Raw genomic sequence first — 23,781 nt, 5'->3', positions numbered from 1 at the left:
GGGTTACACTCCGGATGAAAGTTTCAGGATCGCGTAGGTCGAGGCGAGTGCCACGGCGATCGAGAAGAAGTTGTTGAGCATGATCGCCGTGAGCTTCAGCTTCTCGTTATGGACGTAGTCCTCGATCACCACCTGCATGCCGATCTTCATGTGCCAGGCGCTGGCGAAGATGAAGAGCAGCATGATGATGGCGATCGGCAGCGAGCCGATGGTCTGCGCTACGAAGGCCTGGTTGCGGCCGAACAGCATCACGATGATCACGATCACCGGGATCATCATCAGCACCATCGCGACGCCGGTGATGCGCTGGCGCCAGAAGTCCGACGTGCCCGAATGCGCCGCGCCGAGATTGCGGACGCGGCCGAGCGGGGTGCGCATGCTGCGCTTCGGCGTATCGGTTGCGCTCATCGTCCACCTCCGATCGCGTAGGCGACGATCCAGATCAGCACCGTCAGCACGATGCCGCCGATCAGCGCGCCCCAGGTCAGCGCTTCGCGCTCATTGGCCTTGAAGCCGTAGCCGAGGTCCCAGACGAAGTGCCGGATGCCGCTCAGCATATGGTGCATCAGCGCCCAGGTGTAGCCGAACACGATCAGCCGGCCGATGATGCTGCCGGTGAAGGCCTGGACGTGGGAATAGGCGGCGGGGCCGGAGGCCGCCGCGATCAGCCACCAGGCCAGCAGCAGGGTTCCGGCATAGAGGGCGATTCCGGTGGCGCGATGGACGATGGACAGCGCCATCGTCAACGTCCAGCGGTAGACTTGCATGTGTGGTGAAAGCGGTCGTTCGATCCGTGCGGTCATGGGCTTTGATGTTGTGTAGCGGCCCAGCAGGGGGCGCGCGGGGATCGCGAAAGGTCGGCTCTATTTACGGAGTCGATTTGGCCTGCGCAATCACCAAATCGCCATAAATCGAACCGCCGTTCAGCGCTACAGCGTTGATGAAACAAGGCCAATCAGGGGCTTGGTATACCAGAGCAATGGTGTGCCGACAAAGAATAGAATGTATATTCATCCTTTGTGGCGACGGCCGAGGCACATTGAAATTACTATTGGAACGGCTCTAAGCCGCCGCGGGCCAGCCAGAGTTCGAACCAGTCAGTTCATGACGCCCACGTCGGCACGAATCGCCGGCGAGGCAATTTCGATTTCCGCCGCGCGCACCGATTTTTCGTTTGACGGGTGGATATGCGCGGCCTGCATCCCACCCCGCCGCAGGAATCAGCGCCCGAGGGGATCGCTGCCGCGCCATCGCTCGACCAGGAAATCGATGAATGCACGAATCTTCGCCGACCCCAGGCGCGACGGCTGATAGAGCGTGTGGAGCGGAGCCGGAGCAGGTTCATGCTCACGCAACAGACGACGCAGGCGCCCCTCAACAAGTTGCCTTTCCACCTGCCATGACGGCACGCGGACGATGCCGGCGCCGTTCTCCGCGGCGCTGGCGAGCGCGTCGAGACTGTTGACCCAGAGCCGTCCCGCTATCCTGATTCGCGATCCGCCCTTCGCGTCGCGGCCGAATCGCCAGGTCGCTGCACCCGGCGCATCGGAGAACACCAGGCAATCATGCCGCGGCAGATCGGACGGGCTCTGCGGCTCGCCGCGGCGCGCGAGGTAGCCAGGCGAGGCGCAATGGATCATCTGCACCTCCGCGAGTTTCCGCGTCACGAGCTGGGAATCGGGAATGCGCCCGACGCGAAGCGCCAGATGGACGTCCTCCTCGATCAGGTTGACGTTGCGATCGACCAGCAGCAGATCGACTGACAGCGAGGGACAGGCGCGCAGAAAGTCGCCCAGCAGCGGTGCGATCAGCAGGCGCCCCATCAATGTCGGCGCACTCACGCGCAGGCGCCCCGACGGCTCGCGGCGGCTTCCCGCCAGCGCCTCCTCGATCTCCTTGACCTCGCCGAGGATCGACTTGGCGCGCTCGTACAGCATGCGGCCGTCGTCCGTGAGCGCCAGCTGCCGCGTCGTACGCACCAGCAGGCGCGTGCCGAAATGCTGTTCGAGCGCCGAAATCTGCCGGCTCACTGCCGTCAGCGAGCTCGGCAACGACCGCGCCGCCGCGGACAGGCTGCCGCTGTCGACAGCCCGGACAAAGGTCGCCATCGCCGCGAGCTGGTCCATGGCCATCCTTCCGTTTTCAGCAAGATAGTCTATCCAGCTTCGCCGATAGTAGCGCAATGTGAAAGGGTCTATCCCTATCGTTGAGAACAGGCTTTGGACGTGCTGATGGCGGGACTTGATATCAGGGAGATCGTGGAGCTCGCGTTGCTGCTGATCGCAACGGGCGCGCTCTCGGGATTTCTGGCCGGTGTGTTCGGAATCGGCGGCGGCGCGATTCTCGTGCCGGTGTTCTACGAATGCTTCCGCATCGCCGGCGTGCCGCTCGAAGTGCGCATGCCGCTCTGCGTCGGCACCTCGCTTGCGGTGATCATCCCGACCTCGATCCGCTCGTTCCAGGCGCATTACAAGCGCGGCGCCGTCGACATGGCGATCCTGCGCGTCTGGTGGCTGCCGATCGTGATCGGCGTCGTCGCCGGCAGCGTGGTCGCGCGCCACGCGCCGGAGCGGCTGTTCAAGATCGTGTTCGTCTGCGTCGCCTGGTCGGCCGCCGTGCGGCTGATCTTCGCGCGCGAAACCTGGAAGCTCGGCGACGATCTGCCGAAAGGTCCGGTGATGCGGATCTACGGCTTCTGCGTCGGTATCCTGTCGACGCTGATGGGCATTGGCGGCGGCTTGTTCTCGAACCTGCTGATGACCTTCTACGGCCGGCCGATCCATCAGGCGGTCGCGACGTCGTCGGCGCTCGCGGTGCTGATCTCGATCCCCGGCGCACTCGGCTACATCTATGCCGGCTGGCCGGCGGCGGCGAGCTATCCGGCCGTCGCAGCGCTGCAAGTCCCGTTCGCGCTCGGCTATGTCTCGCTGATCGGTGCCGTGCTGGTAATGCCGATGAGCCTCGTCACCGCGCCGCTCGGCGTGAGAGCCGCGCATGCGATGTCGAAGCGCACGCTGGAGACAGCGTTCGGGTGTTACCTGTTCATCGTCGGCAGCCGGTTTGTGATGAGCTTGTTGGGCGGGCAGTAGACGCCACGAGCTCCGTCATTGCGAGCGCAGCGAAGCAATCCAGAATCTCTCCGCGGCGGCAGTCTGGATTGGTTCGCTGCGCTCGCAATGACGTTGTTGAGAGAGCGCGCTATGCGAACTCCAGCGTCGTCCTGGACAAGCTCGCGCAGCGAGCGCCGATCCGGGACCCATTACCCCAAGGAGTGGTTTGGCGAAGACTCGTGGTTGCCAGCTTCGTGCCGCAACTTCTCCCTGGGGTAATGGGTCCTGGCTTTCGCCAGGACGACAGCGAGAGTGCGGTGCGGTTTTGGAGCAACGCGATGTCTATTTCTTCGCGTAGATATCCTTGTAGGTATCCCGCAGCACGTTCTTCTGCACCTTGCCCATGGTGTTGCGCGGCAGCTCGTCGACCACGAAGACGCGCTTCGGCATCTTGAATTTGGCGAGCCGGCCGTCGAGTGCTTTCAGCACGGAGGCTTCGCTGACCTCGGCACCCTTGTTGCAGACCAGCACGGCGGTGACGCCCTCGCCGAAATCGGCATGCGGCACGCCGATCACGGCGGACTCGGCCACGCCGGGCATCGCGTCGATCTCGCTCTCGATTTCCTTCGGATAGACGTTGAAGCCGCCGGAGATCACGAGATCCTTGCCGCGGCCGAGGATGTGGACGTAGCCCTTGCCGTCGATCTTGCCGAGGTCGCCGGTGATGAAGAAGCCGTCGGGCCGGAATTCCGCCTTGGTCTTCTCCGGCATGCGCCAGTAGCCCTTGAACACGTTCGGGCCCTTGACCTCGATCATGCCGATCTCCTCGCGCGGCAGCTCCTTGCCGGTCTCGGGGTCGGTCACGCGCAGGGAGACGCCGGGGAGGGGAAAACCGACCGCGCCGGGCACGCGCTCGCCGTCATAGGGGTTCGACGTGTTCATGTTGGTCTCGGTCATGCCGTAGCGCTCGAGCACGGCATGGCCGGTGCGCGCCGACCATTCGCGGTGGGTTTCGGCGAGCAGCGGCGCCGAGCCCGAAATGAACAGCCGCATGTGCCTGGTGGTCTCGCGCGACAGCGCGGCATTTTGCAGGAGGCGGGTGTAGAAGGTCGGCACGCCCATCAGCACGGTGGCGCGCGCCATCAGCTTGATGATCAGGTCAGGGTCGAGCTTCGGCAGGAAGATCATCGACGCCCGCGAAAACAGCGTCACGTTGGTCGCCACGAACAGACCGTGCGTATGGTAGATCGGCAGCGCGTGGATCAGCACGTCCTTGTCGGTGAAGTGCCAGTAGCCGACGAGCGAGAGCGAGTTCGACGCGAGATTGTCGTGGGTGAGCATCGCCCCCTTGGAGCGGCCGGTGGTGCCCGACGTGTAGAGGATCGCGGCCAGATCGTCGTTTTCGCGCGGCACCGTCGTAAACGCGCTGCTTGCCTTGTCGGCGGCCTCCGTCAGCGAGCCCTTGCCGTCGGGGCCGAGCGTCTCGACCCCGGCCTTCACCTTCGCGGCGATCGGGGCGAGGCCTTCCGCCTTGGAGGGATCGCAGACCACCAGCGACGGCTCGGCGTCGCCGATGAAGTAATCGAGCTCGTTCAGCGTATAGGCGGTGTTGAGCGGCAGGTAGACCGCGCCGGCCCGCACCGTGGCGAGATAAAGCACGATGTTCGCGACCGATTTCTCGACCTGCACCGCGACGCGGTCGCCAGGCTTCACGCCGCGCGCGACCAGCACGTTCGCCATTTGCCCGGCCCGCGCGATCAGATCGCCATAGCTGATACGGGCGCCGTCATGCGTCTCGATCGCGAGGCGTTTGGGATCGTCCAGGCCATCGAACAGGCGGGAAAACAGGTTGGCGTTGGCAGCTCGGTTCATGCAAGATTTCCTCGACCGCAAGGCTTGTAAGACAAGGTCGGTCAAAACCGAGGGCTGGATTAGCAAAAACCGCCCCGATGAAGCAACGGAGACAGTTTGCATGACCAAAAATGGGAAACGCGTGGCCTGGGTCACGGGCGGCGGCAGCGGCATCGGGGAGGCCGGCGCCGAGGCGTTAGCTGCCGACGGCTGGACGGTGGTGGTCTCGGGCCGCCGCAAGGATGCCCTGGATACCGTAGTTGCCAAGATCATCGGGGCGGGCGGGGCGGCCGAGGCCATCGCACTGGACGTGTCCAACGCGGCCGAGGCCCAGAAGACGGCCGATCAGATCGTCGCCAGGCACGGCCGTATCGATCTCCTGGTCAACAATGCCGGTATCAATGTCCCGAAGCGAAGCTGGAAGGACATGGAGCTGGAGGGCTGGGACAAGCTGGTCCAGGTCAACCTCAACGGCGTGCTCTATTGCATGCGCGCGGTGCTGCCGACGATGCGCAAGCAGCAGGACGGCGCGATCATCAACGTCTCGTCCTGGGCCGGCCGGCACGTTTCGAAGATGCCGGGTCCTGCCTACACCACGACCAAGCACGCGGTGCTGGCGCTGACCCATTCCTTCAACATGGACGAATGCGTCAACGGCCTGCGCGCCTGTTGCCTGATGCCGGGTGAGGTCGCGACGCCCATCCTAAAGCAGCGCCCGGTGGTGCCGAGCGAGGAGGAGCAGGCCAGGATGCTGCAATCCGAAGACCTCGGCCGCACCATCGCCTTCATCGCATCGATGCCGGCGCGAGTCTGCATCAACGAGCTCCTGATCAGCCCGACGTATAATCGCGGGTTCATCCAGACGCCGAACAACAGGGATTGAGTCTTGTAGGGTGGGCCAAGCGAAGCGTGCCCACCATGCCTATCTCAATCGAGCGCGAGAGGGTGGGCGCGGCGCAAGCGCGCCTTTGCCCACCCTACGGCTCCTGAGATGTGTGGCGCGTTCGCGCATCACACGGACACGCCCCCACATAGTTTCACGCATCACAAAGAATTTTTCCTCGAAACCACTTTGCAAACCCTCCCGTAGTTCGGTCCAACGACGCGCTGCTGCTTCACGACAAACTGCCGCAGCCGCCGTCGTTGCCCCAACTCAAGCACCGGCCATTGCCGGTCTCAATTCAATCGGGAGACCCTCCATGTCGAAGCGTATTGCCTATCTCGCTGCCGCCGCCTTCAGCGCCCTCGCCATCACCGCGACCGTCGTCGCGCCCGCTCGCGCCGAGGAGAAGACCGTCATGGTCGGCGGCGCCGCAATGTTCCCGTCCAAGAACATCGTCCAGAACGCGGTCAACTCCAAGGACCACACCACGCTGGTGGCGGCCGTGAAGGCGGCCGGTCTCGTGCCGACGCTGGAAAGCAAGGGTCCGTTCACGGTGTTCGCGCCGACCAACGCGGCCTTCGGCAAGCTGCCGGCCGGCACCGTCGACAATCTGGTCAAGCCCGAGAACAAGGCGACGCTGACCAAGATCCTCACCTACCATGTCGTGCCCGGCAAGCTCGAGGCCTCCGACCTCACCGACGGCAAGAAGCTGAAGACCGCCGAAGGCGAGGAGCTGACGGTGAAGAAGATGGACGGCAAGACCTGGATCGTCGACGCCAAGGGCGGCACCTCGATGGTGACGATCTCCAACGTCAACCAGTCGAACGGCGTCATCCATGTGGTCGACACGGTGCTGATGCCGGCGACGTAACACCGCGGCGTCCTGTTTCATCCCCGACAGGGTGCTTTGAGACGGCGAGCCGGGGGCACCCGGCTCGCATTTTTGTGACCAGCATAGCCTGCCGGCATCGACTCGATGTCGTGCGCAGGCGTAACGAAAGCGGACGCATCGGCGTATATTCGGTGTCACACGACGTTCAGGACGGAACCACCATGGCGAGCCTTACAGTCACCGACGAGCAGGTCCGGTCCAGCCCGGCCAAAGTGGTCCAGCCGGCCTGGGTCCGCCTCATGCATTGGATCAACGCTCTTGCCATGATCCTGATGATCCTGTCGGGCTGGCAGATCTACAACGCCTCGCCGCTGTTCGGTTTCAGTTTTCCGCGCGAGTACACGCTTGGTGGCTGGCTCGGCGGCGGCCTGCTCTGGCATTTTGCGGCGATGTGGCTGTTGATGATCAACGGCCTTGCCTATCTCGTCACCGGCTTCGCCACCGGCCGATTCCGCAAAAAGCTGCTGCCGATCACCCCGTCCGGCGTGCTCCACGACGTCAGGGCGGCGCTGACCTTCAAGCTCGGCCATGACGATCTCACCGTCTACAATTACGTGCAGCGCCTGCTCTATGCCGGCATCATCGTGGTCGGCATTCTCATCGTTCTGTCCGGGCTCGGGATGTGGAAACCGGTGCAGCTGCATTGGCTCGTCACCCTGTTCGGCGATTATCCGACCGCGCGCTACGTGCACTTCTTCTGCATGGCCGCGATCTGCGCCTTCCTCGTCATTCACGTCCTGCTCGCGCTGCTGGTGCCGAAGAGCCTGCGCGCGATGATCATCGGGCGATAAGGGAGAATAGCGATGGCCAAGCGTTCATTCCTGATCCCCGGCGTTGACAAGCGGTTGCTCATCAAGGACGCCATCAAGACGATGCCGGATTTTACCCGTCGCCGCTTCATCGCGGGCGGCGCCAGCCTCGGCGCGCTGACGCTGCTGACCGGCTGCGACGTCGTGGACTCGTCCTCGGCCGATACGCTGCTGGCGCAGGTCTCGAAGTTCAACGACGCGGTGCAGGCCTTCATCTTCAATCCCGACGCGCTGGCGCCGACCTTCCCCGAGAGCGCGATCACGAAGCCGTTTCCATTCAACGCCTACTACGATCTCGACGACGCGCCGGAGGTTTCGGCCGCGGACTGGAAGCTCGAAGTGCGCGGCCTCGTCGACAACAAGAAGTCCTGGACGCTGGACGAGCTCTACAAGTTGCCGCAGGTCACGCAGATCACCCGTCACATCTGCGTCGAGGGCTGGAGCGCGATCGGCAGCTGGACCGGCACGCCGCTCCGCGATTTCCTCAAGCTGATCGGCGCCGACACGCGCGCCAAATATGTCTGGTTCCAGTGCGCCGACAAGGACGGCTACAATTCGCCTCTCGACATGCGCAGCGCGCTGCATCCGCAGACCCAGATGACGTTCAAATATGCCAACGAGATTTTGCCGCGCGCCTACGGCTTCCCGATGAAGATCCGCGTGCCGACAAAGCTCGGCTTCAAGAACCCGAAATACGTGGTCTCGATGGAAGTCACCAACGACTACAAGGGCGGTTACTGGGAAGACCAGGGGTATAATTCGTTCAGCGGGAGCTGATTGAGGCAGTCATTCCGGGGCTCGCGAAGCGAGTGCTGCCGTAGGGTGGGCAAAGGCGCAACGCGCCGTGCCCACCACCTTCCCGTTATTTTAGAGATCGTGGGCACGCTTCGCTTTGCCCACCCTACGGTACCGATTGCCGGGCCGGCCCCACCTTCCGCTGGCACAGCGCCGCCACCGCGCCCAACGCCAGCAGCGCCGCCGAGACGTTCAGCGCGTAACTCAGGCTGCCCAGCGCATCCGTGATGGCGCCGACCACGATCGGCCCCAGCGTCTGGCCGACGCCGAACGAGATCGTCATCGCCGCGATCGCGGTCGGCCATACCTCGGGCGGATAGTTGAAGCGGACGAAGGCCGTGTTCGAGCCGACCACGGCGAAGAAGGCGACGCCGAACACGACCGCCGAGACCGCGAGCCACGCCGGCGAATGCCCCAGCATCGGCAAGGCTGCGCCGAGCGCGTTGGTGCCGAGGATGATGGCGGTGGCAAGCCCGCCGCGATCGAGCGCGAGGACGCCGCGCCAGACCCACGGCGTGACGAAGGCACTGAGGCCGATCAGGCTCCAGAACGCCGCCTGCGCCGCGGCTCCGCCACCGCCGTCGCGCACATAGGCGATCATGAAGGTCATGTAGGCGATGTAGCCGGCGCCGAACAGGAAGTAGCCGGCGAGATAGATCAGAACGGGGAGAATCGCGAACGAGGCGTGGCTGCCTTCGGTGAAACGCACGCGGCTCTCGATGCGGACCAGGAACAGCGGGACGGTCATCGCGGCCGAGAGCAGCGTCATCGCCCACCACACCAGCCACCACGAGCCCGGCCCGAAATGCTGGAGCGTGAACGGTGCGATCAGCCCCGAGGCGAGAATGCCGATGCCGGGGCCGGCATAGAACAGGCTGAGCAGGAAATTCGCCCGCGCGGGCTGCGACTGCGCGATCGAAGCGGCCAGCGCGCCGCCGGCGACGAATCCGGCTGCGGCACCCAGGCCCAGCACCAGGCGTGCGAGGCTCAGCGCGACGAAATTCCCCGTCAGCGCGCAAGTGGCGAGGGCGGCGACGCAGGCGAGGGTTCCGCCGCGGATCGCGGCCGACCAGCCGATGCGCTGGATCAGCCTGGACGCCACCAGTGCGCCCACGAGGTAGCCGACGGCGTTGATGGTGTTCATGAAACCGGCCGCCGAGTAGGACCAGCCGAGGGTCTCCCGCATGTCGGGCAGCACCAGCGCATAGGCAAAGCGGCCGATGCCGAGCCCGACGGTCGCTGCCAGCGACAGGATCAGGATCAGCCGCGCGGGGTGCGCGTCGGGCGGGGGGCGGTCAGGCGCGTGCAAGGGGGTACTCCGGCGTCCCGCACTGTGGCAGGCCCTGCCGGTCTTGCACAGCCGCGGCGCGGCAATGGTGTCTTGCCAAGCGCGCAACGCCGCTCTAGCACTCCGGCCGGCCGTCATTCCGGGGCGCACGCGAAGCGGGCGAGCCCGGAATCCATAACCCCGGCTGGTGGTTATGGATTCCCCGCCCGCGCCAAGAGGCGCGTCCCGGAATGACGAGAGAGGATCGAGAAGGAAACGACCATGGCGACCCACAAACTGCTGCTGCTCCCCGGCGACGGTATCGGCCCCGAGGTGATGGGCGAGGTGAAGCGGCTGATCGACTGGCTCAATTCGGCCGGGATCGCCAAATTCGAGACCGACACCGGCCTCGTCGGCGGCTCCGCCTATGACGCGCACAAGGTGTCGATCTCCGAGGGCGACATGGCCAAGGCGCTTGCCGCCGACGCCATCATCTTCGGCGCGGTCGGTGGTCCCAAGTGGGATGCCGTTCCCTACGAGGTGCGTCCCGAAGCCGGCCTGCTGCGCCTGCGCAAGGATCTCGGCCTGTTCGCCAATCTCCGCCCCGCGGTGTGCTACCCCGCGCTGGCCGATGCCTCGAGCCTGAAGCGCGAGGCGGTCGAGGGCCTCGACATCATGATCGTGCGCGAGCTCACCGGCGGCGTCTATTTCGGCGAGCCCAAGACCATCACCGATCTCGGCAACGGCCAGAAGCGCGCCATCGATACCCAGGTCTACGACACCTATGAGATCGAGCGCATCGCCCGCGTCGCCTTCGACCTTGCCAAGAAGCGCAAGAACAAGGTGACGTCGATGGAGAAGCGCAACGTCATGAAATCGGGCGTGCTTTGGAACGAGGTCGTGACCCAGGTCCACAAGCGCGAATATCCCGACGTCACGCTCGAGCATCAGCTCGCCGATTCCGGCGGCATGATGCTGGTGAAGTGGCCGAAGCAGTTCGACGTCATCGTCACGGACAATCTGTTCGGCGACATGCTGTCCGACATCGCGGCGATGCTGACCGGCTCGCTTGGCATGCTGCCCTCGGCCTCGCTCGGCGAGGTCGACGTCAAGAGCAAGAAGCGCAAGGCGCTGTACGAGCCCGTGCACGGCTCGGCGCCCGACATCGCCGGCAAGGGTCTCGCCAATCCGATCGCGATGATCTCGTCGTTCGGCATGGCGCTGCGCTACTCCTTCGACATGGGCGCGCTCGCCGACAAGGTCGATGCCGCGATCGCCGCCGTGCTGGCCAGCGGCCTGCGCACCGCCGACATCAAGTCGGAAGGCACCACGGCCGCCTCGACCACGCAGATGGGCGAAGCGATCCTGAAGGAGTTGCAGAAGCTGCACGCGTAAGCGGCAAGTGCCGTCATTCCGCGTCTGGTGCTTGCGCACCATCCCGGAATGACGGTGCGAGAAAACAAAAATGGCCGGGCGTGAGCCCGGCCATTTGATTCGGTGCCTGCTGCGTCCGCCTCAGTACAGCGGGAAGTTCTGCGGATAGCCGCCGACATCGGACGGCGGGGACAGCGGCTGGCGATCGATCGGGCGGTTGAGGTTCTCGCGGGCGAAGGACGGATAGCCCACCGCCGGCGGGAAGGCGTAGTCGGAGAACTTGCGATCGCCCGGATTGACCTCGGTGCCGCCGTCGAGCCAGGAGCGCTTGCTCACATAGATGCGGGTGCGTCCCTGCTGATAGACCGTGTTGGGGCCGCTCGGGCCGTAAACGGGCCGGCCGCGATCGTCATAGCGCTGCTTGGTCCTGGTGTCGGCCGAAGCCGGTGCCGCGAAGACCATGGCAATCGCGGCGCCCGCCGCAAGCAACGTCGCCAATTTGTTCGCGGCAGAAAATTTCGAGCTCATCACGTCCCCTTCAGGCGGCAAGCCGCCAGTCGATTTCGACCCATACTAGCCCGGTCGGGGTGGCCGCAACTAGGTCTATTGGGTCACACCAGGGCGGAATAATCGTGCGCGCCGGCAAAAGTTGCATGAATACCAGCCACTTGAGCTTGATGCCGATCAAAGCGCCCCGCGCAATTGCGCGTTCGCGGCGCCCAGCAGCCAGTCCGGCGAGCCCTGGGGGTCGCAACCCCTGCGCTTGAGCTCGGCACGGGCGAACAATTCCGCCAGCTTCGGCTCGTTGCCCGAGGTGAGCAGCGTCAGCCGGTTCAGCGTGCAGGCGATGGCCGCGCGCTGGGCGGGCAGCGTATCGCCCTGGCAGGAGAAGCCGGAGATCTGGAGCGCCGGCTCCTCGCTGCGCTTGAGATAGCCAAGGCACGCCTGCGCCGTGCCGGTCGGCCGGAACAGGGCGACCGGGCCGAATTTCGTGTCGATCAGGCCGGCCTGCTCGATCGGGGCGGCCGCACCAAGTCCCATCTGGACGGCCAGGTCTGCTGTGGCCGGGCGCGCCACGTCGAATTCGCCGCCTTCCCGGTAAATATCGAGCTCGGCGACGGGCCGGTCTGCCTCGCCAGTCCAGCGCATCACGTCCCGGCGGCCACCTTCGGGATGTCGTATGATGGTATAAGTGGCTGTTTTATCTGATGAATTTAGCCGGCTGATGGCGAAGGCCGGATGCGAGTGGTCGGCCACGCTCCAGCCCGGCTTCAGCGCCGGATCGTCGTCGCGCAGGCTCGGGAGCTGACCCAAGGCCGCAAGGCCCAGGATGGCAAACAGCACCAGCGTCCCCACATAGGCGAACAGGCGCGCCAGCGTGCCGACGACCTCGTCGGCGAAATTGGCGAGCGCCAGATGGATCTGGGTGGGAGTTGCGGCCGTGCTGGCCTCAGGCGACTGCATCCACGGCCTTCGGGCATGGTCCAACGTTGTCTTGAGGCCGGTTCTCGCATAGAAGCGCTGCTCTTCCTGTTTAAGCGTCAGCTTCGGGAACGGGCTTTTTCATCGGAGAGTGAACGATGGGTTACAAAGTCGCAGTCGTCGGCGCGACCGGCAATGTCGGACGGGAAATGCTCAACATCCTCGATGAGCGCAAATTCCCCGCGGACGAGGTCGTGGCCCTCGCGTCACGCCGCAGCGTCGGCGTCGAGGTCTCCTATGGCGACCGCACCCTGAAGGTCAAAGCGCTCGAGCACTACGACTTCTCCGACGTCGACATCTGCCTGATGTCGGCGGGCGGCTCGGTGTCGAAGGAATGGTCGCCGAAGATCGGCGCCGCCGGCACGGTCGTGATCGACAATTCCTCGGCCTGGCGCATGGACCCGGACGTGCCGCTGATCGTGCCCGAGGTGAACGCGGATGCGGCCGCAGGCTTCAAGACGAAGAACATCATCGCCAACCCGAACTGCTCGACGGCGCAGCTCGTGGTCGCGCTGAAGCCGCTGCACGACAAGGCGACAATCAAGCGCGTCGTGGTCTCCACCTATCAATCGGTGTCGGGCGCCGGCAAGGATGCGATGGACGAATTGTTCTCGCAGACCAAGGCCGTCTACACCAACAGCGAGATCGTCAATAAGAAGTTTCCCGCGCGCATCGCCTTCAACATCATTCCCCAGATCGACGTCTTCATGGAGGACGGCTACACCAAGGAAGAGTGGAAGATGATGATGGAGACCAAGAAGATTCTTGATCCCAAGATCAAGCTCTCCGCGACCTGCGTGCGCGTGCCTGTCTTCGTCGGCCACTCCGAGGCCGTCAACATCGAGTTCGAGAACCCGATCAGCGCCGACGAAGCGCGCAACATCCTGCGCACAGCGCCGGGCTGCCTCGTCATCGACAAGCATGAGCCCGGCGGCTACGCCACGCCGTATGAAGCCGCCGGCGAGGACGCGACCTATATCAGCCGCATCCGCGAGGACGCGACGGTGGAGAACGGCCTCGTGCTGTGGTGCGTGTCCGACAATTTGCGCAAGGGCGCCGCGCTCAACGCGATCCAGATCGCCGAAGTGCTGATCAACCGCAAGCTGATCAGCGCGAAGAAGAAGGCGGCGTAAGCCTTCGCCCACGCCTCTCGTCGTCCCGGACAAGCGCGCCAAAAGCGCGCGCAGATCCGGGACCCATAACCACCGGCCCGCATTGTTGCGCGAGCTGGCAACAACGAGTCTTCGCCAAACAACTTCCTGTGGCTATGGGTCCCGGATCGGCGCTCCGCTCTGGACAACGCTGCGCGTTGCCAAGAGCTCCGCTTGTCCGAGACGACGATCTCGTTTGATGCGCCAGTTTACGAGATCGACTACGCCGCGTCCTTGACGCTGCGGAATTCCTTCGCGACCTTGTCCAGCACGAACAGCGATCCCTCGGCGACGCCGAAATAGGCGCCGTGGGTCTGCATCTGGCCGGCATCGACCGCCTTCTGCACGAACGGGAAGGTCATCAGGTTTTCCAGGCTGCGGAACACCGCGGCCTTTTCGATGCGCTCGACGAATTGCGCCATCGATTCGTGGTCGCGCTGCTCGACCACTTCGCCGGGCTTGATGAACATCTGCATCCATTTGCCGATGAAGTCGCCGGGGGTGAGCGGCTCGATCTTGTCGACGAAGGCGCGGATGCCGCCGCATTGCGCGTGCCCGAGCACCACGATGTGCTTCACCTTCAGCACCGTCACGGCATATTCGAGCGCGGCCGAGACGCCGTGCGCGTTGCCGTCGGGCTGATACACCGGCACCAGGTTGGCGATGTTGCGGACGACGAACAATTCACCCGGGCCGACGTCGAAGATCACCTCGGGCGAGACGCGGCTGTCGCAGCAGCCGATCACCATCACTTCCGGGAACTGCCCCTTCACCGACAGTTCACGGTAGCGGCTCTGCTCGGTCGGCAGCCGCTGGGTGGCGAAGGCTTGGTAGCCTTCCAGCAAATGCTTCGGGAATGTGACCATGGCCTATGCCTAACCATATGCCGCAGGGGCGAACAAGCCTTTCGAATAGGCATGCCAGATGCTATCGGCTCAGGTCAGACGAGATACGAGGAAACCGGAAGGACCATTCGCATGACCCGCCCGCGCCGCAGCCATCTGTTCATGCCCGGCTCGAACCCCCGCGCGCTGGAGAAGGCGCGGAATCTGGCCGCCGACGGCCTGATCCTCGATCTCGAGGATTCCGTCGCCCCTGACGCTAAGGCAGCGGCACGCGACGGAATCGCCGCCGCGATCGCGGCCAAGGGGTTCGGCAAGCGCGAGATCCTGATCCGGACCAACGGTCTCGATACGCCCTGGTGGGCCGATGACGTCGCGATGGCGGCCAAGGCATCGCCTGACGGCATCCTGGTTCCAAAAGTTTCAAGCGTCGAAGATCTCGACGCGATCGGCCGCCGCCTCGCCGAGCTCGGCGCCGCGCCGACCGTGAAGGTCTGGGCCATGATCGAGACCGCGCGCGCCGTGCTCCATGCCGAGGAGCTGGCCGCCGCCGGGCGCAATCCAACGAGCCGCCTCTCCGGTTTCGTGTTCGGCCCGAACGACATCTCGCGCGAGACGCGCATCAAGATGCTGCCCGGCCGCGCCGCGATGATCCCGATGATCACCCACTGCATCCTGGCGACGCGCGCCCACGGCCTCGAAATCCTCGACGGCCCCTACAGCGACATCAACAATTCCGACGGTTTCGCCACCGAATGCGCGCAGGGCCGCGACCTCGGCTTCGACGGCAAGACGCTGATCCACCCCTCGCAGATCGAAGCCTGCAACGCGATCTTCACGCCGCCGGAAGAAGAAGTCGCGCGCGCGCGAAAAATCATCGCGGCGTTCGAATTGCCCGAGAACGTCTCGCGCGGCGCGATCCGCCTCGACGGTGCGATGGTCGAGCGGCTCCACGCCGACATGGCCAAGCGTACCATCGAGATCGCGGACGCGATCGCCGCGATGAGCAAGGGCTGAGCGACCCGGTCGCATTCAAGTCGTCCCTAAGCGACCGCAGCTTTTCCCGTTGCGGTGGTGACGGACAATGCTACGCTCGCGCCCGATATTTGATCCGGGCAAGTATTTGATGCGCATTTTTTGGGTCGCCGTCCTCCTCGCCTCGTCACTCTCCTTCGTCTCGCCAGCGCTTGCACAGCAGGCCCGGGTTGCGCTCGTCATCGGCAACGGCGCCTATGAGAAAGTGCCTGAGTTGCCGAACCCGACGCGCGATGCGGCCGACATCGGCCGCGCCCTCGAGCGTCTCGATTTCAAGATTACTCAGGTCAAGAACGCCAACGCGCAAGAGATGAGGAAGGCCGTCGTCGAGTTCGGCCGGGCTGCCGAGGGAGCCGATCTCGCCGTGGTGTTCTACGCGGGGCACGGCATGGAGGTCAGCGGCGAGAACTGGCTGATTCCGGTTAGCGCAGAGCTGCACAGCGACACCGACATCGAGAGCGAGGCCATCAGCCTGCGCTCCGTGAGCCTTCAGGTCTCGAAGGCCCGGAAGCTGGGCCTAGTCATTCTCGACGCGTGCCGCAACAATCCGTTCGCAGCGAAGATGAAGCGGTCGATCGCCACCCGGGCCGTAGCTCGTGGGCTCGCGCCGACTGAGCCCTCCGACAATGTTCTGATTGCCTACGCCGCCCGCGACGGCACCACGGCGAGTGACGGCGATGGCCGGAACAGCCCCTTTACCGCGTCGTTGCTTCGCCACATTGAAACACCGGGCCTCGAGATATCGTTTCTGTTTCGCCGGGTCCGCGACGACGTGATGGCGGCGACCAAACGCGAACAGCAGCCCTTCGTGTACGGCTCCCTGTCGAAGGAGGAGATCTACCTGAAGGCGCCTGCCGCGAGCGCTCAGGCGCCAGCCGCATCACCGCCGGCGGCCGCGGCTCCCGCAGAGGACGAGAAGTTTTGGCTGGCGATCCAGACGTCGACCGTGGCGGGCCTGTTTGAGGAGTTTCTGGCAAGATATCCGCGCAGCGGCCATGCTGCAGAGGCTCGCCAGCGGATCAAGGATCTCAAGGCCAGCGAAGTGGCGGCCGTGCCGTCCCTCACCGCCTCTCCGGCATCGGATGCGAGCTGGCGCCAGGGACCAGATACGAAAGCCGTCGTCCGAAACGTTTTTGCGCCCGAGGATAACCAGAAAGTTGCTGCCATCGCGGCCGCGCAGCAGCTCAAGCTGCCGAGCTTCACGATCTCGTCCGGTCACGACGTCCAGCCCAAATCCGATTCCAAATTTGTTGGCGTGTGGTCCAACAAGCGTGGGTGGACGAATGGCAAGGGACGCTATGCCATGCTGATCGTTACCGAGGTGTCCGCCACGGGATTGGCCAAGGGGTACTATCTCTGGGGGCCGCCGACAAAGGCATCGTGGGTCAAAGACGAGGCCGGGTATCAATCGTTCGCAGAGTACATTACGGACAACAAATTCTCGATCACCGGGACGCCAGTTACGGTCAGGATGGAGAAGAACGTTCTGGCCCTCTCTTCCTTCAGGAAGGAGAAGCCATCCGAGACGGCGAGCATAGAGCTTCGTCCGGTCTGGCAGCTTGTGCCGGTGCCGGAGGATGTCGAGCCTTCAACCAAGAGCGAAAAGACCTCGCAGCCGCATCCCGTCAGAAAGGAGAGCACTGCCGAGCCGCACGCTCCGGCGAGCGTCGGCGGCGCGAGCATGGAAGAGCGTTATCGCGCCTGCAGGAAGCTCGTGAAGGGATTTGCCCGGCGCGAGGCTTGCGCGCGAACCGGTGTGATCTAGCGCCGGCGACGCGTCCGTCGCCAGGGCATCGATCGGTGCGGACGACCGCTCAATGCGTCGCCACGTCTGCGCGCTCGAGCGATTCCAGCGTCGCGGCATTGCCGCAATAACCGTGATAGTTCTCCGCGGCGGTGCCGTCGGCGAGATCGCGGTCGCACTGTCCCTTGTGACCGCAGAGCGAGCAGACCCGCTCCATGTCGCGCAGCAGTAGCGGCTGTGCGCGTCCGAGCCCTTCCGCGCTGATGCCGAGCTGCTCCAGCATCTTCGGCAGCTCGTCGGCGGCGTGCTTGCCATGGCGGACCAGCTCTTCGAGATCATCCGGCGCGATCCTGAGATCGCTCGCGATCCGGTCGAAATCGGCGCGATCGAGCTGCCGCATTTCGTTCATCTCGCGGCGATGCTTCAGCCAGCTCGCAAAGGAGTCGATGAGATCCTGAACGATGGGATAAGGCCTGCTTGCGGTGCTCATGCGAGGCTCCTCTTGGGGTCGTGAAATTGGAATCAGATTAGGCACAATGATGCAGGAGCGCGTTGCGCTGGATCAAACAGGAAGAGCGGGCTGCGAGGTGGTCAACCTCTCCCGCTTGCGGGAGAGGTCGGCGCGAAGCGCCGGGTGAGGGCTTTCTCCTCTTGGGGGGCTCGCCTGCGGAGACACCCTCTTCCCCACCTTTTCCCGCAAGCGGGAGAGGGAGCGCACTTCCTGCGACAGCTAGCCGAACCGCTCCGTCGCCCAGGCATACAGGCTGCCCGGGATCGGTTTTTCGCTACCGCGTCCCTTGGGCGAGATGTGCAGGCCGATGATCTCGGGGTTGGTGACGAGGCCGAGATAGCTCGAGGGATCGAAGAACAATTTTGGCTCGGCATGCACGGCGTAGAACGACTGCTTCGGCAGCGCGTTCTGCAATTCACCCGTGCGGCGCGCGAGCGCGGTCAGCGCGGCCGGCCCGAAGATCGCAACGCGAATATCGGAGAGGCGGTTCGAGCTGCCGCGCAGGCGGCGCATCATGAAGGTGATGCGATGGCGCACCGACAGCCAGTTCGGCGTCAGCTCTTCCTGCTCCATCAATTCCTCGAAGGCGGCGACGATGCCGTGCTCCGCCGGCAGATAGATCACGGAATTGCCGAGCTGGCGCGGCCGCTCCCAGGCGAAATAGGGCTTTGCCGGGTCGATCACGACGGGCTTCAAGAGCAATACGTCGGCATCGAGCCAGAGGCCGAGGCCCTTCGCCATCAGCTTCATGCGGAAGAAATCGCTGAACTGAAGCGTGGTCCAGTCGCGCCAGCTGCCGTCCGGCTGCGGCGGCCGCAAGCGCTCTGAGAATGCGTGCGGGAGGATCGCTTCGGCCTCGGCATTCTCGATGCCTGCCGGCAGGCCGGGAATGGTGTCGAAACTGTAGACCGTGACCTTGTGGCCGGCCGCAAGCTGCGAGCGCAGACAGGTCTGGCGCAGGGCGTCCATCGGGCCGTGCCAGAAGGTGACGATGTCGGGCAGCATGCGCGAGCTATAGTGATAAGCAGGGCAAAGAAAAAGCCCCGGCGCTTGTCGCACCGGGGCTTGAACCGGATGTCGAGATCACGCCCAGGCGCGTTCGCGCTTGAGCTTGTCCTCGTAGGTGTCGATCGAGGCCTTCTTCTCCATCGTGAGACCGATGTCGTCGAGGCCGTTAATCAGGCAGTGCTTGCGGAACGGGTCGATCTCGAACTTGACCTTGCCGCCGTCAGGGCCGCGGATCTCCTGGTTCGGCAGGTCGATCGTCAGCGTCGCGTTGGCGCCACGCTCGGCGTCGTCGAACAGCTTGTCGAGGTCTTCCTGCGACACGCGGATCGGCAGGATGCCGTTCTTGAAGCAGTTGTTGTAGAAGATGTCGCCGAACGAGGTCGAGATCACGCAGCGGATGCCGAAGTCGAGCAGCGCCCACGGCGCGTGCTCGCGGCTCGAGCCGCAGCCGAAATTGTCGCCGGCGACCAGCACCTTGGTGTTGCGATAGGCGGGCTGGTTGAGGACGAAATCAGGGTTCTCGCTGCCGTCGTCCTTGTAGCGCTGCTCGGAGAAGAGCCCCTTGCCAAGGCCGGTGCGCTTGATGGTCTTGAGGTACTGCTTCGGAATGATCATGTCGGTGTCGACATTGATGATCTTCAGCGGCGCCGCGACGCCTTCCAGCGTGGTGAACTTGTCCATCTTGGCTTCCCGGTTTGTCGTCAGGGGAGGGCTATTTAGCCCGGTTGCCGCACGAATCCTAGGCCGGATTCGGCAATCTTGGTCTGTCAGACTGGCGGAGCCATGCTGTCGGGGACAAAGCCGGTCGGCAGGCCGTCGATGCTCTTCATGTTCTTCAGGCCCCAGTATTTTCGTAAGTTGCTGACGCCCTGCGCCGTCCAGTAGCGGATCAGGCTGCCGCGTTCCTGCTTGTAGTCGAACAGGGGCACGCCCATGCCGCACGACGTCTGCACCAGGTCACTGAGAGGCGGACGATCTGGCGCGCCCCGGCGATGTCCTCGAACTCCGAAACGAGATCGGAATATTCCGGCGTGCCGCGCATGAGCGATCGACCCTCGCCATAGAGCCGCAGGATCATCGGGGGGCCGTCGAAGGCGCAAAACATGATGGTCAGCCGCTTGTCCTCGGAGGCGCTCAGGTGCGCGCGGGTCTCGCTGCCGCTGCCGGTGCAGTCGAGATAGGCAACGTCGCTCTCTCCCAGCACCCGGAACGACGACAGGCCCTTGGGAGACACGTTGATGCGCCCCTTTGGCGGGGCGCTCGCGACGAAGAATATCTTCTGCCGTTCGATGAAAGCCCTGTGCTCGGGTTCGATCCCAGTGAATTGCCTGCCCATGCCCGCTGGTCCTTTCCGCAGCAACGCCGCCACCGGAAAAGAGCTAAGCATGCTTTTTATACCCGTTTAAGAATATTATTTATGCTGGTATAAAAACCACCATGAAAGGACCAGACCCGATCGCTCCAGCTCTTTCGCTCAGCGCGTTCCTGCGCGCGCTCCGGGAGCGCCAGTCTCCGGCAGAATTCGGCCTCGCCACCGGAGCACGGCGGCGCACGCCCGGCCTCCGGCGCGAGGAGGTCGCTCAGCTCTGCGGATTGAGCGTCACCTGGTACACGTGGATTGAGCAGGGTCGCGATGTCTCCGTCTCGGCGTCGACACTTGCGCGCCTCGCGCGCGGATTGCGCCTGTCACGCGCCGAGCGCAGCTATCTGTTCGAAGTTGGGGGCAGGCGCGATCCCGAGCGTCCCGGCCACAGCGACGATCCGCCGGAGGAGGTGCTGGCCTGCGTCGATGCGATCGACGGTCCGGCCTACATTCTCGATCGCACATGGGGCGCGCGTCGTTGGAATGCGAAAGCGTCGGTTCTGTTTGCCGGATGGCTCGACGCTGACGGTGAAAAAAATCTGCTGCGCTACATCTTCCTCAGGCCCGAGGCGCGAACATTGATCCTCGACTGGACCTCGCGCGCGCAACGCGTCGTCGCGGAATTCCGCGCCGCCGTCACAGCCTATTCCGACGATCCGGACATTCGCCGGCTCGTCGAGGAATTGCGAGTTGGAAGCGCCGACTTCGAACGCTGCTGGGAGACGCAGGGGGTTTTGGCACGCGAAGGCGGCGAGCGTGCGTTCGCTCATCCGACCATGGGGCTGCTGCACTATCAGCAGGTGTCGCTGTCGCTCGCGGGCTGGTCCGACTATCGACTGACGATGCTTGTCGGTCGTATCTCAGTTTGAAGTTTCGTCAGTTGGGCGAGAGCCTGATACGAGAAAAATGTGAATCTGCTGCGCGATGATCCGCTGAGCAAAGTCTGCTTGCTCCCGAGTGACTAGCTGCCCGGCGATCAATTCCTCAACGGCATAGCCTGCCACCATATCGGACCACTCTAAGTCCGGTGCCAGCCTAAGAGGTGGTTTGGCCATGTGCCCTCCCTTTTGAGACATTGCCTGCTTGTCGCTGCGCCGGGCCTTGATAAACCCGCGTCCTACTCCGCCTGAGCCTCGATTGCCGCCATATCGTCGTCCGAAAGACCAAAATGGTGGCCGATTTCGTGGATCAGGACGTGGCGGACGATATGGCCGAGGCTCTCGTCGTGCTCGGCCCAGTAGTCCAGGATCGGCCGGCGGTAGAGCCAGACCATGTTGGGCAGCCGCGCCACGTCGCCAAAACTCTGCTGGGGCAGGCCGACGCCCTGGAACAGGCCGAGCAGGTCGAACTCGCTCTCGCATTCCATCTCGTCCAGGACCTCCTCGGTTGGGAAGTCGTCGACGCGGATGATCACGCCCTCGCACAGCCCGCGAAACTCCGCCGGCAGGCGCTCGAACACGTCATGGGCCATCGCTTCCATCTCGGCCAGCGAGGGCGCTTTCAATTCCGTCCACATGAGACCCTCATAGCGCGGGTTCCGTAGCGATGCATCCCGCTTTATAGGATCGGGGCGTTGACGCCGCGCGCGAAAACGAGGAGCGTACGGCGCATCAAGGGGTTGGCTCAGGTCAGTGGTGATGTGATGCGGGCGGGAACAGCGGTACCGGTTCTACTGTGCATGGGGTTGTTTTCGACTTTTTTTGTCGGCGGCGGAGCCAATGCCCAGACGCAGACGGCCGCCCCTGAAATCCGACTGGCCCAGGCCGTCTCGCCCGACGCGCCGCCGCCACGCAGGCGCCCTCCGGCGCGCCTGCGTGTCACGCCCTATTACAGCCCGGACGGCGTCTATCCGCGCTACAATCCCGGTCCCGATGCGGTCCGCGAGTGCAACGCGACCTATGTGCAGGAATACCGGCCCGGCGGCACGGTGATCGTGCCGCATATGAGCTGCTACTGGCGCCGAGGCTGACGCCCCCTTCAATGCCCGCGGAGCGCGCCGATCAGGCCGGCGCCGACGACAGCTGCGGACGCGCCATAGACCAGGATCGTCATCACGAGCTGAGTCAGCGGGCTTGCCGCGCCGGCATCGACGCCCGGTCCCTGCGCGGCAATCGCCGAGCTCGCACCGAGTGCAAGGCTCGCTGCGATCACGAGGCGAGATATCCGCAATCCGCTGGAATTCGGCATGACCATCTCCTGCATTCGCTCGACCAGAAGATACGTTCGTCGCTGACGGCCGGTTTTGGCAGCGCCTGAAATGTTGCGCCGGGACTCAGGAACTTGTCGCGCCCTCTGCATTCATGTCCGGGGCGCGTTCATCCATAGCCTATTCAGTCTCAAGGCTCTAGGGTCCGGCCCTAATCCTTGTGTCGTAACGCCTGGTCAGCGCGTGCACCGCAAGAACGAAGCCCGCATGCTGGGCGCGGAGGTCGTCATGACGCGATGGATTGCATTGGCCGTTATCGTTGGGCTCGCCGCCGCCATGCCTCGCGCTTCCGCGGTGCAGAGAATGACGAAGCCGGATGCCTCGGCGGGGATCGCAGTTTTTGATGCGCGACGACAGGCGCGACATGACGACATTGCGCGGCACTCTGCGTCCCGTGATCCGCGCTACTACGCGCGGCCTGTCTACTACCGTCCCTATCCCTACGGTGTGCCCGCTCCCTTCGTGCTCGGTTTCGGACCGTGGTGGTGACGCGCTAGCCGGCAGGCGCAAATCCCTTCACCAGCAGCACGGTCGCCTGCGCGCCCGCCTTGCGATCGCGCGAGATGTCCTCGTAGTCGGCTGAGTTGGAGAAGGCAACAAACGCGGCTTCGTCGGGAAACGACATCATGACAAGTTTGTCATAGGGCCAGGTGCCTTCGAGCACGCGGGGCTGTTCGTCGGCGGCGAGAAGCCGCCCGCTGTACTTCCTGAACACATCGAAGAACCGCGCCTGGTAGCGGTCATAGGCCGCGCGGTCCGTCATCTTCAATTGCGCGATCGCGTAGACAGTCATTGCAAGAATTCCTCCCATCGCGGCACTGCGCCGTGGCGCGTTGCCCGCAACATCGTTCATTCATGACGCGTTCACGTCGCTGTCCCTAATTTAATCTTGGGAGCGACCGCGAATGAACAGCCAAATGAGCAGCGGTGGCGCGAGGCGCTGCGCCGCAATGCCGCTGTCCAGGTTCAGGAGAATTCGATGCTGAGGATTCTGGGTGTTGGGACAGGCTCGATACGCTTGCTCGGGCTGGCGGCCGTTGCCACGCTGATGCTGTCGGCTGGGACGGCGCGCCGCGCCGAGGCGATGACTCCAATCAATCCGGCGGCGTTGCCGGCAGCGAAGGCCGCAAGCGACGACCTCGTTACGCAGGTTCGCCACGGCGGCGGCGGACATGGTGGTGGCGGACATTTTCACGGCGGCGGCGGTGGCTTCCGCGGTGGCGGAGGACATTTTGGCGGCTTCCATGGCGGCGGCTTCCGTGCCGCGCCGGCCTTTCACGGCGGCAGCATTCGCTACGGCGGAATCCACCACTATGGCGGCTATCATCGCTACGGAATCTATCGCCCGCACTACGGCTATCGCCACTTCCACCGGCGCTATTATTACGGCGGCTACTATCCCTACTACCACTATCCGCGCCGCTGCCGGATCATCTGGACCTATTACGGCCCGCGCCGCATCTGCCGCTGGCACCATTGGCATCGCTGGCACTATCCGTACCGCTATTGGTGATGTGA

The 23,781-nt window shown here is 64.2% G+C and carries 28 protein-coding genes and 1 pseudogene; 13 read left to right on the top strand and 16 right to left on the bottom strand.

Annotated features, from left to right (window positions below; genetic code table 11):
- Positions 1-3: 3 nt before the first annotated feature.
- From sdhD to ACE10W_RS41470, 3 genes are all read right to left on the bottom strand, one after another.
- Positions 4-408, bottom strand: a complete 405-nt coding sequence (gene sdhD / locus ACE10W_RS41480) for a succinate dehydrogenase, hydrophobic membrane anchor protein (protein ID WP_011083344.1) — start codon at positions 406-408, stop codon at positions 4-6.
- Positions 405-803: a succinate dehydrogenase, cytochrome b556 subunit gene (gene sdhC / locus ACE10W_RS41475; protein ID WP_011083343.1), complete on the bottom strand. Its 399-nt coding sequence runs from the start codon at positions 801-803 to the stop codon at positions 405-407. Before sdhC ends, sdhD begins: the two co-directional genes overlap by 4 nt.
- Positions 804-1,220: 417 nt before the next feature.
- On the bottom strand, positions 1,221-2,126 hold the full coding sequence (locus ACE10W_RS41470; RefSeq protein WP_304549664.1) for a LysR family transcriptional regulator: 906 nt from the start codon (positions 2,124-2,126) through the stop codon (positions 1,221-1,223).
- A 102-nt stretch (positions 2,127-2,228) separates the two neighbouring features.
- Between ACE10W_RS41470 and ACE10W_RS41465 the strand changes: the two genes are divergently transcribed.
- Positions 2,229-3,089: a sulfite exporter TauE/SafE family protein gene (locus ACE10W_RS41465; RefSeq protein WP_304553941.1), complete on the top strand. Its 861-nt coding sequence runs from the start codon at positions 2,229-2,231 to the stop codon at positions 3,087-3,089.
- 303 nt (positions 3,090-3,392) lie between these two features.
- On the opposite strand, the gene ACE10W_RS41460 is transcribed toward ACE10W_RS41465, so the two are convergent.
- Complete coding sequence (locus tag ACE10W_RS41460; RefSeq protein WP_304549662.1) at positions 3,393-4,922, bottom strand: malonyl-CoA synthase; 1,530 nt, start codon at positions 4,920-4,922, stop codon at positions 3,393-3,395.
- A gap of 100 nt (positions 4,923-5,022) precedes the next feature.
- Here ACE10W_RS41460 and ACE10W_RS41455 point away from each other — a divergent pair, with 100 nt between their 5' ends.
- From ACE10W_RS41455 to ACE10W_RS41440, 4 genes are all read left to right on the top strand, one after another.
- Complete coding sequence (locus ACE10W_RS41455; RefSeq protein ID WP_304549661.1) at positions 5,023-5,784, top strand: SDR family oxidoreductase; 762 nt, start codon at positions 5,023-5,025, stop codon at positions 5,782-5,784.
- A 316-nt stretch (positions 5,785-6,100) separates the two neighbouring features.
- Positions 6,101-6,655: a fasciclin domain-containing protein gene (locus tag ACE10W_RS41450; RefSeq protein ID WP_011083338.1), complete on the top strand. Its 555-nt coding sequence runs from the start codon at positions 6,101-6,103 to the stop codon at positions 6,653-6,655.
- A 182-nt stretch (positions 6,656-6,837) separates the two neighbouring features.
- A complete protein-coding gene (locus tag ACE10W_RS41445; RefSeq protein WP_304549657.1) occupies positions 6,838-7,467 on the top strand; it encodes a cytochrome b/b6 domain-containing protein in 630 nt (209 codons plus the stop codon).
- 12 nt (positions 7,468-7,479) lie between these two features.
- Entirely contained in the window at positions 7,480-8,262 is a 783-nt protein-coding gene (locus ACE10W_RS41440) for a molybdopterin-binding protein (RefSeq protein ID WP_028174907.1), read from the top strand.
- Between the two features lie 124 nt (positions 8,263-8,386).
- On the opposite strand, the gene ACE10W_RS41435 is transcribed toward ACE10W_RS41440, so the two are convergent.
- Positions 8,387-9,589, bottom strand: coding sequence for a YbfB/YjiJ family MFS transporter (locus tag ACE10W_RS41435; RefSeq protein ID WP_304549656.1), 1,203 nt, complete (start codon positions 9,587-9,589; stop codon positions 8,387-8,389).
- A gap of 240 nt (positions 9,590-9,829) precedes the next feature.
- On the opposite strand from ACE10W_RS41435, the gene leuB reads away from it, so the two are divergent.
- On the top strand, positions 9,830-10,942 hold the full coding sequence (gene leuB, locus ACE10W_RS41430) for a 3-isopropylmalate dehydrogenase (protein WP_011083334.1): 1,113 nt from the start codon (positions 9,830-9,832) through the stop codon (positions 10,940-10,942).
- Between the two features lie 120 nt (positions 10,943-11,062).
- Here leuB and ACE10W_RS41425 read toward each other — a convergent pair whose 3' ends face one another.
- Positions 11,063-11,449, bottom strand: a complete 387-nt coding sequence (locus ACE10W_RS41425; RefSeq protein ID WP_028174905.1) for a hypothetical protein — start codon at positions 11,447-11,449, stop codon at positions 11,063-11,065.
- 156 nt (positions 11,450-11,605) lie between these two features.
- The gene (locus ACE10W_RS41420; protein ID WP_304549654.1) at positions 11,606-12,385 is read right to left on the bottom strand and encodes a hypothetical protein; all 780 of its coding nucleotides are present in this window, start codon (positions 12,383-12,385) and stop codon (positions 11,606-11,608) included.
- A gap of 116 nt (positions 12,386-12,501) precedes the next feature.
- Here ACE10W_RS41420 and ACE10W_RS41415 point away from each other — a divergent pair, with 116 nt between their 5' ends.
- Complete coding sequence (locus ACE10W_RS41415; RefSeq protein WP_011083332.1) at positions 12,502-13,536, top strand: aspartate-semialdehyde dehydrogenase; 1,035 nt, start codon at positions 12,502-12,504, stop codon at positions 13,534-13,536.
- A 239-nt stretch (positions 13,537-13,775) separates the two neighbouring features.
- Here the strand turns inward: ACE10W_RS41415 and ACE10W_RS41410 are convergent, their stop codons facing one another.
- Positions 13,776-14,420, bottom strand: a complete 645-nt coding sequence (locus ACE10W_RS41410; RefSeq protein ID WP_060909692.1) for a carbonic anhydrase — start codon at positions 14,418-14,420, stop codon at positions 13,776-13,778.
- 111 nt (positions 14,421-14,531) lie between these two features.
- On the opposite strand from ACE10W_RS41410, the gene ACE10W_RS41405 reads away from it, so the two are divergent.
- On the top strand, positions 14,532-15,413 hold the full coding sequence (locus ACE10W_RS41405) for a CoA ester lyase (protein ID WP_028174903.1): 882 nt from the start codon (positions 14,532-14,534) through the stop codon (positions 15,411-15,413).
- 67 nt (positions 15,414-15,480) lie between these two features.
- On the top strand, positions 15,481-17,196 hold the full coding sequence (locus ACE10W_RS41400; protein WP_304549652.1) for a caspase family protein: 1,716 nt from the start codon (positions 15,481-15,483) through the stop codon (positions 17,194-17,196).
- Positions 17,197-17,245: 49 nt separating this feature from the next.
- Here the strand turns inward: ACE10W_RS41400 and ACE10W_RS41395 are convergent, their stop codons facing one another.
- The 4 genes and pseudogenes from ACE10W_RS41395 to ACE10W_RS41380 all read right to left on the bottom strand — a co-directional run bounded on the left by ACE10W_RS41395 (position 17,246) and on the right by ACE10W_RS41380 (position 20,030).
- The gene (locus ACE10W_RS41395; protein ID WP_304549651.1) at positions 17,246-17,665 is read right to left on the bottom strand and encodes a hypothetical protein; all 420 of its coding nucleotides are present in this window, start codon (positions 17,663-17,665) and stop codon (positions 17,246-17,248) included.
- Positions 17,666-17,905: 240 nt separating this feature from the next.
- Positions 17,906-18,691: a hypothetical protein gene (locus ACE10W_RS41390; protein WP_304549650.1), complete on the bottom strand. Its 786-nt coding sequence runs from the start codon at positions 18,689-18,691 to the stop codon at positions 17,906-17,908.
- Between the two features lie 78 nt (positions 18,692-18,769).
- Positions 18,770-19,375: a 3-isopropylmalate dehydratase small subunit gene (leuD, locus tag ACE10W_RS41385; RefSeq protein WP_011083326.1), complete on the bottom strand. Its 606-nt coding sequence runs from the start codon at positions 19,373-19,375 to the stop codon at positions 18,770-18,772.
- An 86-nt stretch (positions 19,376-19,461) separates the two neighbouring features.
- Positions 19,462-20,030, bottom strand: a pseudogene (locus tag ACE10W_RS41380) (pyridoxamine 5'-phosphate oxidase family protein).
- A gap of 101 nt (positions 20,031-20,131) precedes the next feature.
- On the opposite strand from ACE10W_RS41380, the gene ACE10W_RS41375 reads away from it, so the two are divergent.
- Positions 20,132-20,926, top strand: coding sequence for a helix-turn-helix transcriptional regulator (locus ACE10W_RS41375; protein WP_304549649.1), 795 nt, complete (start codon positions 20,132-20,134; stop codon positions 20,924-20,926).
- On the opposite strand, the gene ACE10W_RS41370 is transcribed toward ACE10W_RS41375, so the two are convergent.
- A complete protein-coding gene (locus ACE10W_RS41370; protein WP_039186418.1) occupies positions 20,918-21,112 on the bottom strand; it encodes a hypothetical protein in 195 nt (64 codons plus the stop codon). The genes ACE10W_RS41375 and ACE10W_RS41370 overlap by 9 nt on opposite strands.
- Positions 21,113-21,174: 62 nt before the next feature.
- Positions 21,175-21,573: a metallopeptidase family protein gene (locus ACE10W_RS41365; protein WP_304549648.1), complete on the bottom strand. Its 399-nt coding sequence runs from the start codon at positions 21,571-21,573 to the stop codon at positions 21,175-21,177.
- Between the two features lie 162 nt (positions 21,574-21,735).
- On the opposite strand from ACE10W_RS41365, the gene ACE10W_RS41360 reads away from it, so the two are divergent.
- A complete protein-coding gene (locus ACE10W_RS41360; RefSeq protein ID WP_304549647.1) occupies positions 21,736-22,026 on the top strand; it encodes a hypothetical protein in 291 nt (96 codons plus the stop codon).
- Positions 22,027-22,034: 8 nt separating this feature from the next.
- On the opposite strand, the gene ACE10W_RS41355 is transcribed toward ACE10W_RS41360, so the two are convergent.
- A complete protein-coding gene (locus ACE10W_RS41355) occupies positions 22,035-22,244 on the bottom strand; it encodes a hypothetical protein (protein ID WP_304549646.1) in 210 nt (69 codons plus the stop codon).
- 226 nt (positions 22,245-22,470) lie between these two features.
- On the opposite strand from ACE10W_RS41355, the gene ACE10W_RS41350 reads away from it, so the two are divergent.
- Positions 22,471-22,752 carry a hypothetical protein gene (locus ACE10W_RS41350; protein ID WP_304549645.1) on the top strand — a complete coding sequence of 94 codons (282 nt, stop codon included), beginning with the start codon at positions 22,471-22,473 and terminating at the stop codon, positions 22,750-22,752.
- A 4-nt stretch (positions 22,753-22,756) separates the two neighbouring features.
- Here the strand turns inward: ACE10W_RS41350 and ACE10W_RS41345 are convergent, their stop codons facing one another.
- On the bottom strand, positions 22,757-23,056 hold the full coding sequence (locus tag ACE10W_RS41345; protein ID WP_038965080.1) for a DUF1330 domain-containing protein: 300 nt from the start codon (positions 23,054-23,056) through the stop codon (positions 22,757-22,759).
- A 186-nt stretch (positions 23,057-23,242) separates the two neighbouring features.
- Between ACE10W_RS41345 and ACE10W_RS41340 the strand changes: the two genes are divergently transcribed.
- Entirely contained in the window at positions 23,243-23,776 is a 534-nt protein-coding gene (locus ACE10W_RS41340; protein ID WP_304549644.1) for a hypothetical protein, read from the top strand.
- The last annotated feature ends 5 nt before the right edge of the window (positions 23,777-23,781 follow it).

Origin of the sequence: Bradyrhizobium sp. B025, assembly GCF_042257955.1 — a bacterium.
Taxonomy (GTDB): Bacteria; Pseudomonadota; Alphaproteobacteria; order Rhizobiales; family Xanthobacteraceae; genus Bradyrhizobium; species Bradyrhizobium diazoefficiens.
Note: the sequence above shows the minus strand (reverse complement) of the source record. Positions and strands in the feature narration are given on the sequence as shown.

Excerpts from the sequence above, each read along its gene's own strand:
- leuD (WP_011083326.1), bottom strand. The coding sequence starts at position 19,375 with ATGGACAAGTTCACCACGCTGGAAGGCGTCGCGGCGCCGCTGAAGATC.
- ACE10W_RS41455 (WP_304549661.1), top strand. The coding sequence starts at position 5,023 with ATGACCAAAAATGGGAAACGCGTGGCCTGGGTCACGGGCGGCGGCAGC.
- ACE10W_RS41350 (WP_304549645.1), top strand. The coding sequence starts at position 22,471 with ATGCTGGGCGCGGAGGTCGTCATGACGCGATGGATTGCATTGGCCGTT.
- ACE10W_RS41395 (WP_304549651.1), bottom strand. The coding sequence starts at position 17,665 with ATGAGCACCGCAAGCAGGCCTTATCCCATCGTTCAGGATCTCATCGAC.
- leuB (WP_011083334.1), top strand. The coding sequence starts at position 9,830 with ATGGCGACCCACAAACTGCTGCTGCTCCCCGGCGACGGTATCGGCCCC.
- ACE10W_RS41420 (WP_304549654.1), bottom strand. The coding sequence starts at position 12,385 with ATGCAGTCGCCTGAGGCCAGCACGGCCGCAACTCCCACCCAGATCCAT.
- ACE10W_RS41440 (WP_028174907.1), top strand. The coding sequence starts at position 7,480 with ATGGCCAAGCGTTCATTCCTGATCCCCGGCGTTGACAAGCGGTTGCTC.
- ACE10W_RS41370 (WP_039186418.1), bottom strand. The coding sequence starts at position 21,112 with ATGGCCAAACCACCTCTTAGGCTGGCACCGGACTTAGAGTGGTCCGAT.
- ACE10W_RS41365 (WP_304549648.1), bottom strand. The coding sequence starts at position 21,573 with ATGTGGACGGAATTGAAAGCGCCCTCGCTGGCCGAGATGGAAGCGATG.
- ACE10W_RS41460 (WP_304549662.1), bottom strand. The coding sequence starts at position 4,922 with ATGAACCGAGCTGCCAACGCCAACCTGTTTTCCCGCCTGTTCGATGGC.
- ACE10W_RS41445 (WP_304549657.1), top strand. The coding sequence starts at position 6,838 with ATGGCGAGCCTTACAGTCACCGACGAGCAGGTCCGGTCCAGCCCGGCC.
- sdhD (WP_011083344.1), bottom strand. The coding sequence starts at position 408 with ATGAGCGCAACCGATACGCCGAAGCGCAGCATGCGCACCCCGCTCGGC.
- ACE10W_RS41360 (WP_304549647.1), top strand. The coding sequence starts at position 21,736 with ATGGGGTTGTTTTCGACTTTTTTTGTCGGCGGCGGAGCCAATGCCCAG.
- ACE10W_RS41375 (WP_304549649.1), top strand. The coding sequence starts at position 20,132 with ATGAAAGGACCAGACCCGATCGCTCCAGCTCTTTCGCTCAGCGCGTTC.
- ACE10W_RS41405 (WP_028174903.1), top strand. The coding sequence starts at position 14,532 with ATGACCCGCCCGCGCCGCAGCCATCTGTTCATGCCCGGCTCGAACCCC.
- ACE10W_RS41355 (WP_304549646.1), bottom strand. The coding sequence starts at position 22,244 with ATGCCGAATTCCAGCGGATTGCGGATATCTCGCCTCGTGATCGCAGCG.
- ACE10W_RS41400 (WP_304549652.1), top strand. The coding sequence starts at position 15,481 with ATGCTACGCTCGCGCCCGATATTTGATCCGGGCAAGTATTTGATGCGC.
- ACE10W_RS41345 (WP_038965080.1), bottom strand. The coding sequence starts at position 23,056 with ATGACTGTCTACGCGATCGCGCAATTGAAGATGACGGACCGCGCGGCC.
- ACE10W_RS41415 (WP_011083332.1), top strand. The coding sequence starts at position 12,502 with ATGGGTTACAAAGTCGCAGTCGTCGGCGCGACCGGCAATGTCGGACGG.
- ACE10W_RS41450 (WP_011083338.1), top strand. The coding sequence starts at position 6,101 with ATGTCGAAGCGTATTGCCTATCTCGCTGCCGCCGCCTTCAGCGCCCTC.
- ACE10W_RS41425 (WP_028174905.1), bottom strand. The coding sequence starts at position 11,449 with ATGAGCTCGAAATTTTCTGCCGCGAACAAATTGGCGACGTTGCTTGCG.
- ACE10W_RS41390 (WP_304549650.1), bottom strand. The coding sequence starts at position 18,691 with ATGCTGCCCGACATCGTCACCTTCTGGCACGGCCCGATGGACGCCCTG.
- sdhC (WP_011083343.1), bottom strand. The coding sequence starts at position 803 with ATGACCGCACGGATCGAACGACCGCTTTCACCACACATGCAAGTCTAC.
- ACE10W_RS41410 (WP_060909692.1), bottom strand. The coding sequence starts at position 14,420 with ATGGTCACATTCCCGAAGCATTTGCTGGAAGGCTACCAAGCCTTCGCC.
- ACE10W_RS41470 (WP_304549664.1), bottom strand. The coding sequence starts at position 2,126 with ATGGACCAGCTCGCGGCGATGGCGACCTTTGTCCGGGCTGTCGACAGC.
- ACE10W_RS41340 (WP_304549644.1), top strand. The coding sequence starts at position 23,243 with ATGCTGAGGATTCTGGGTGTTGGGACAGGCTCGATACGCTTGCTCGGG.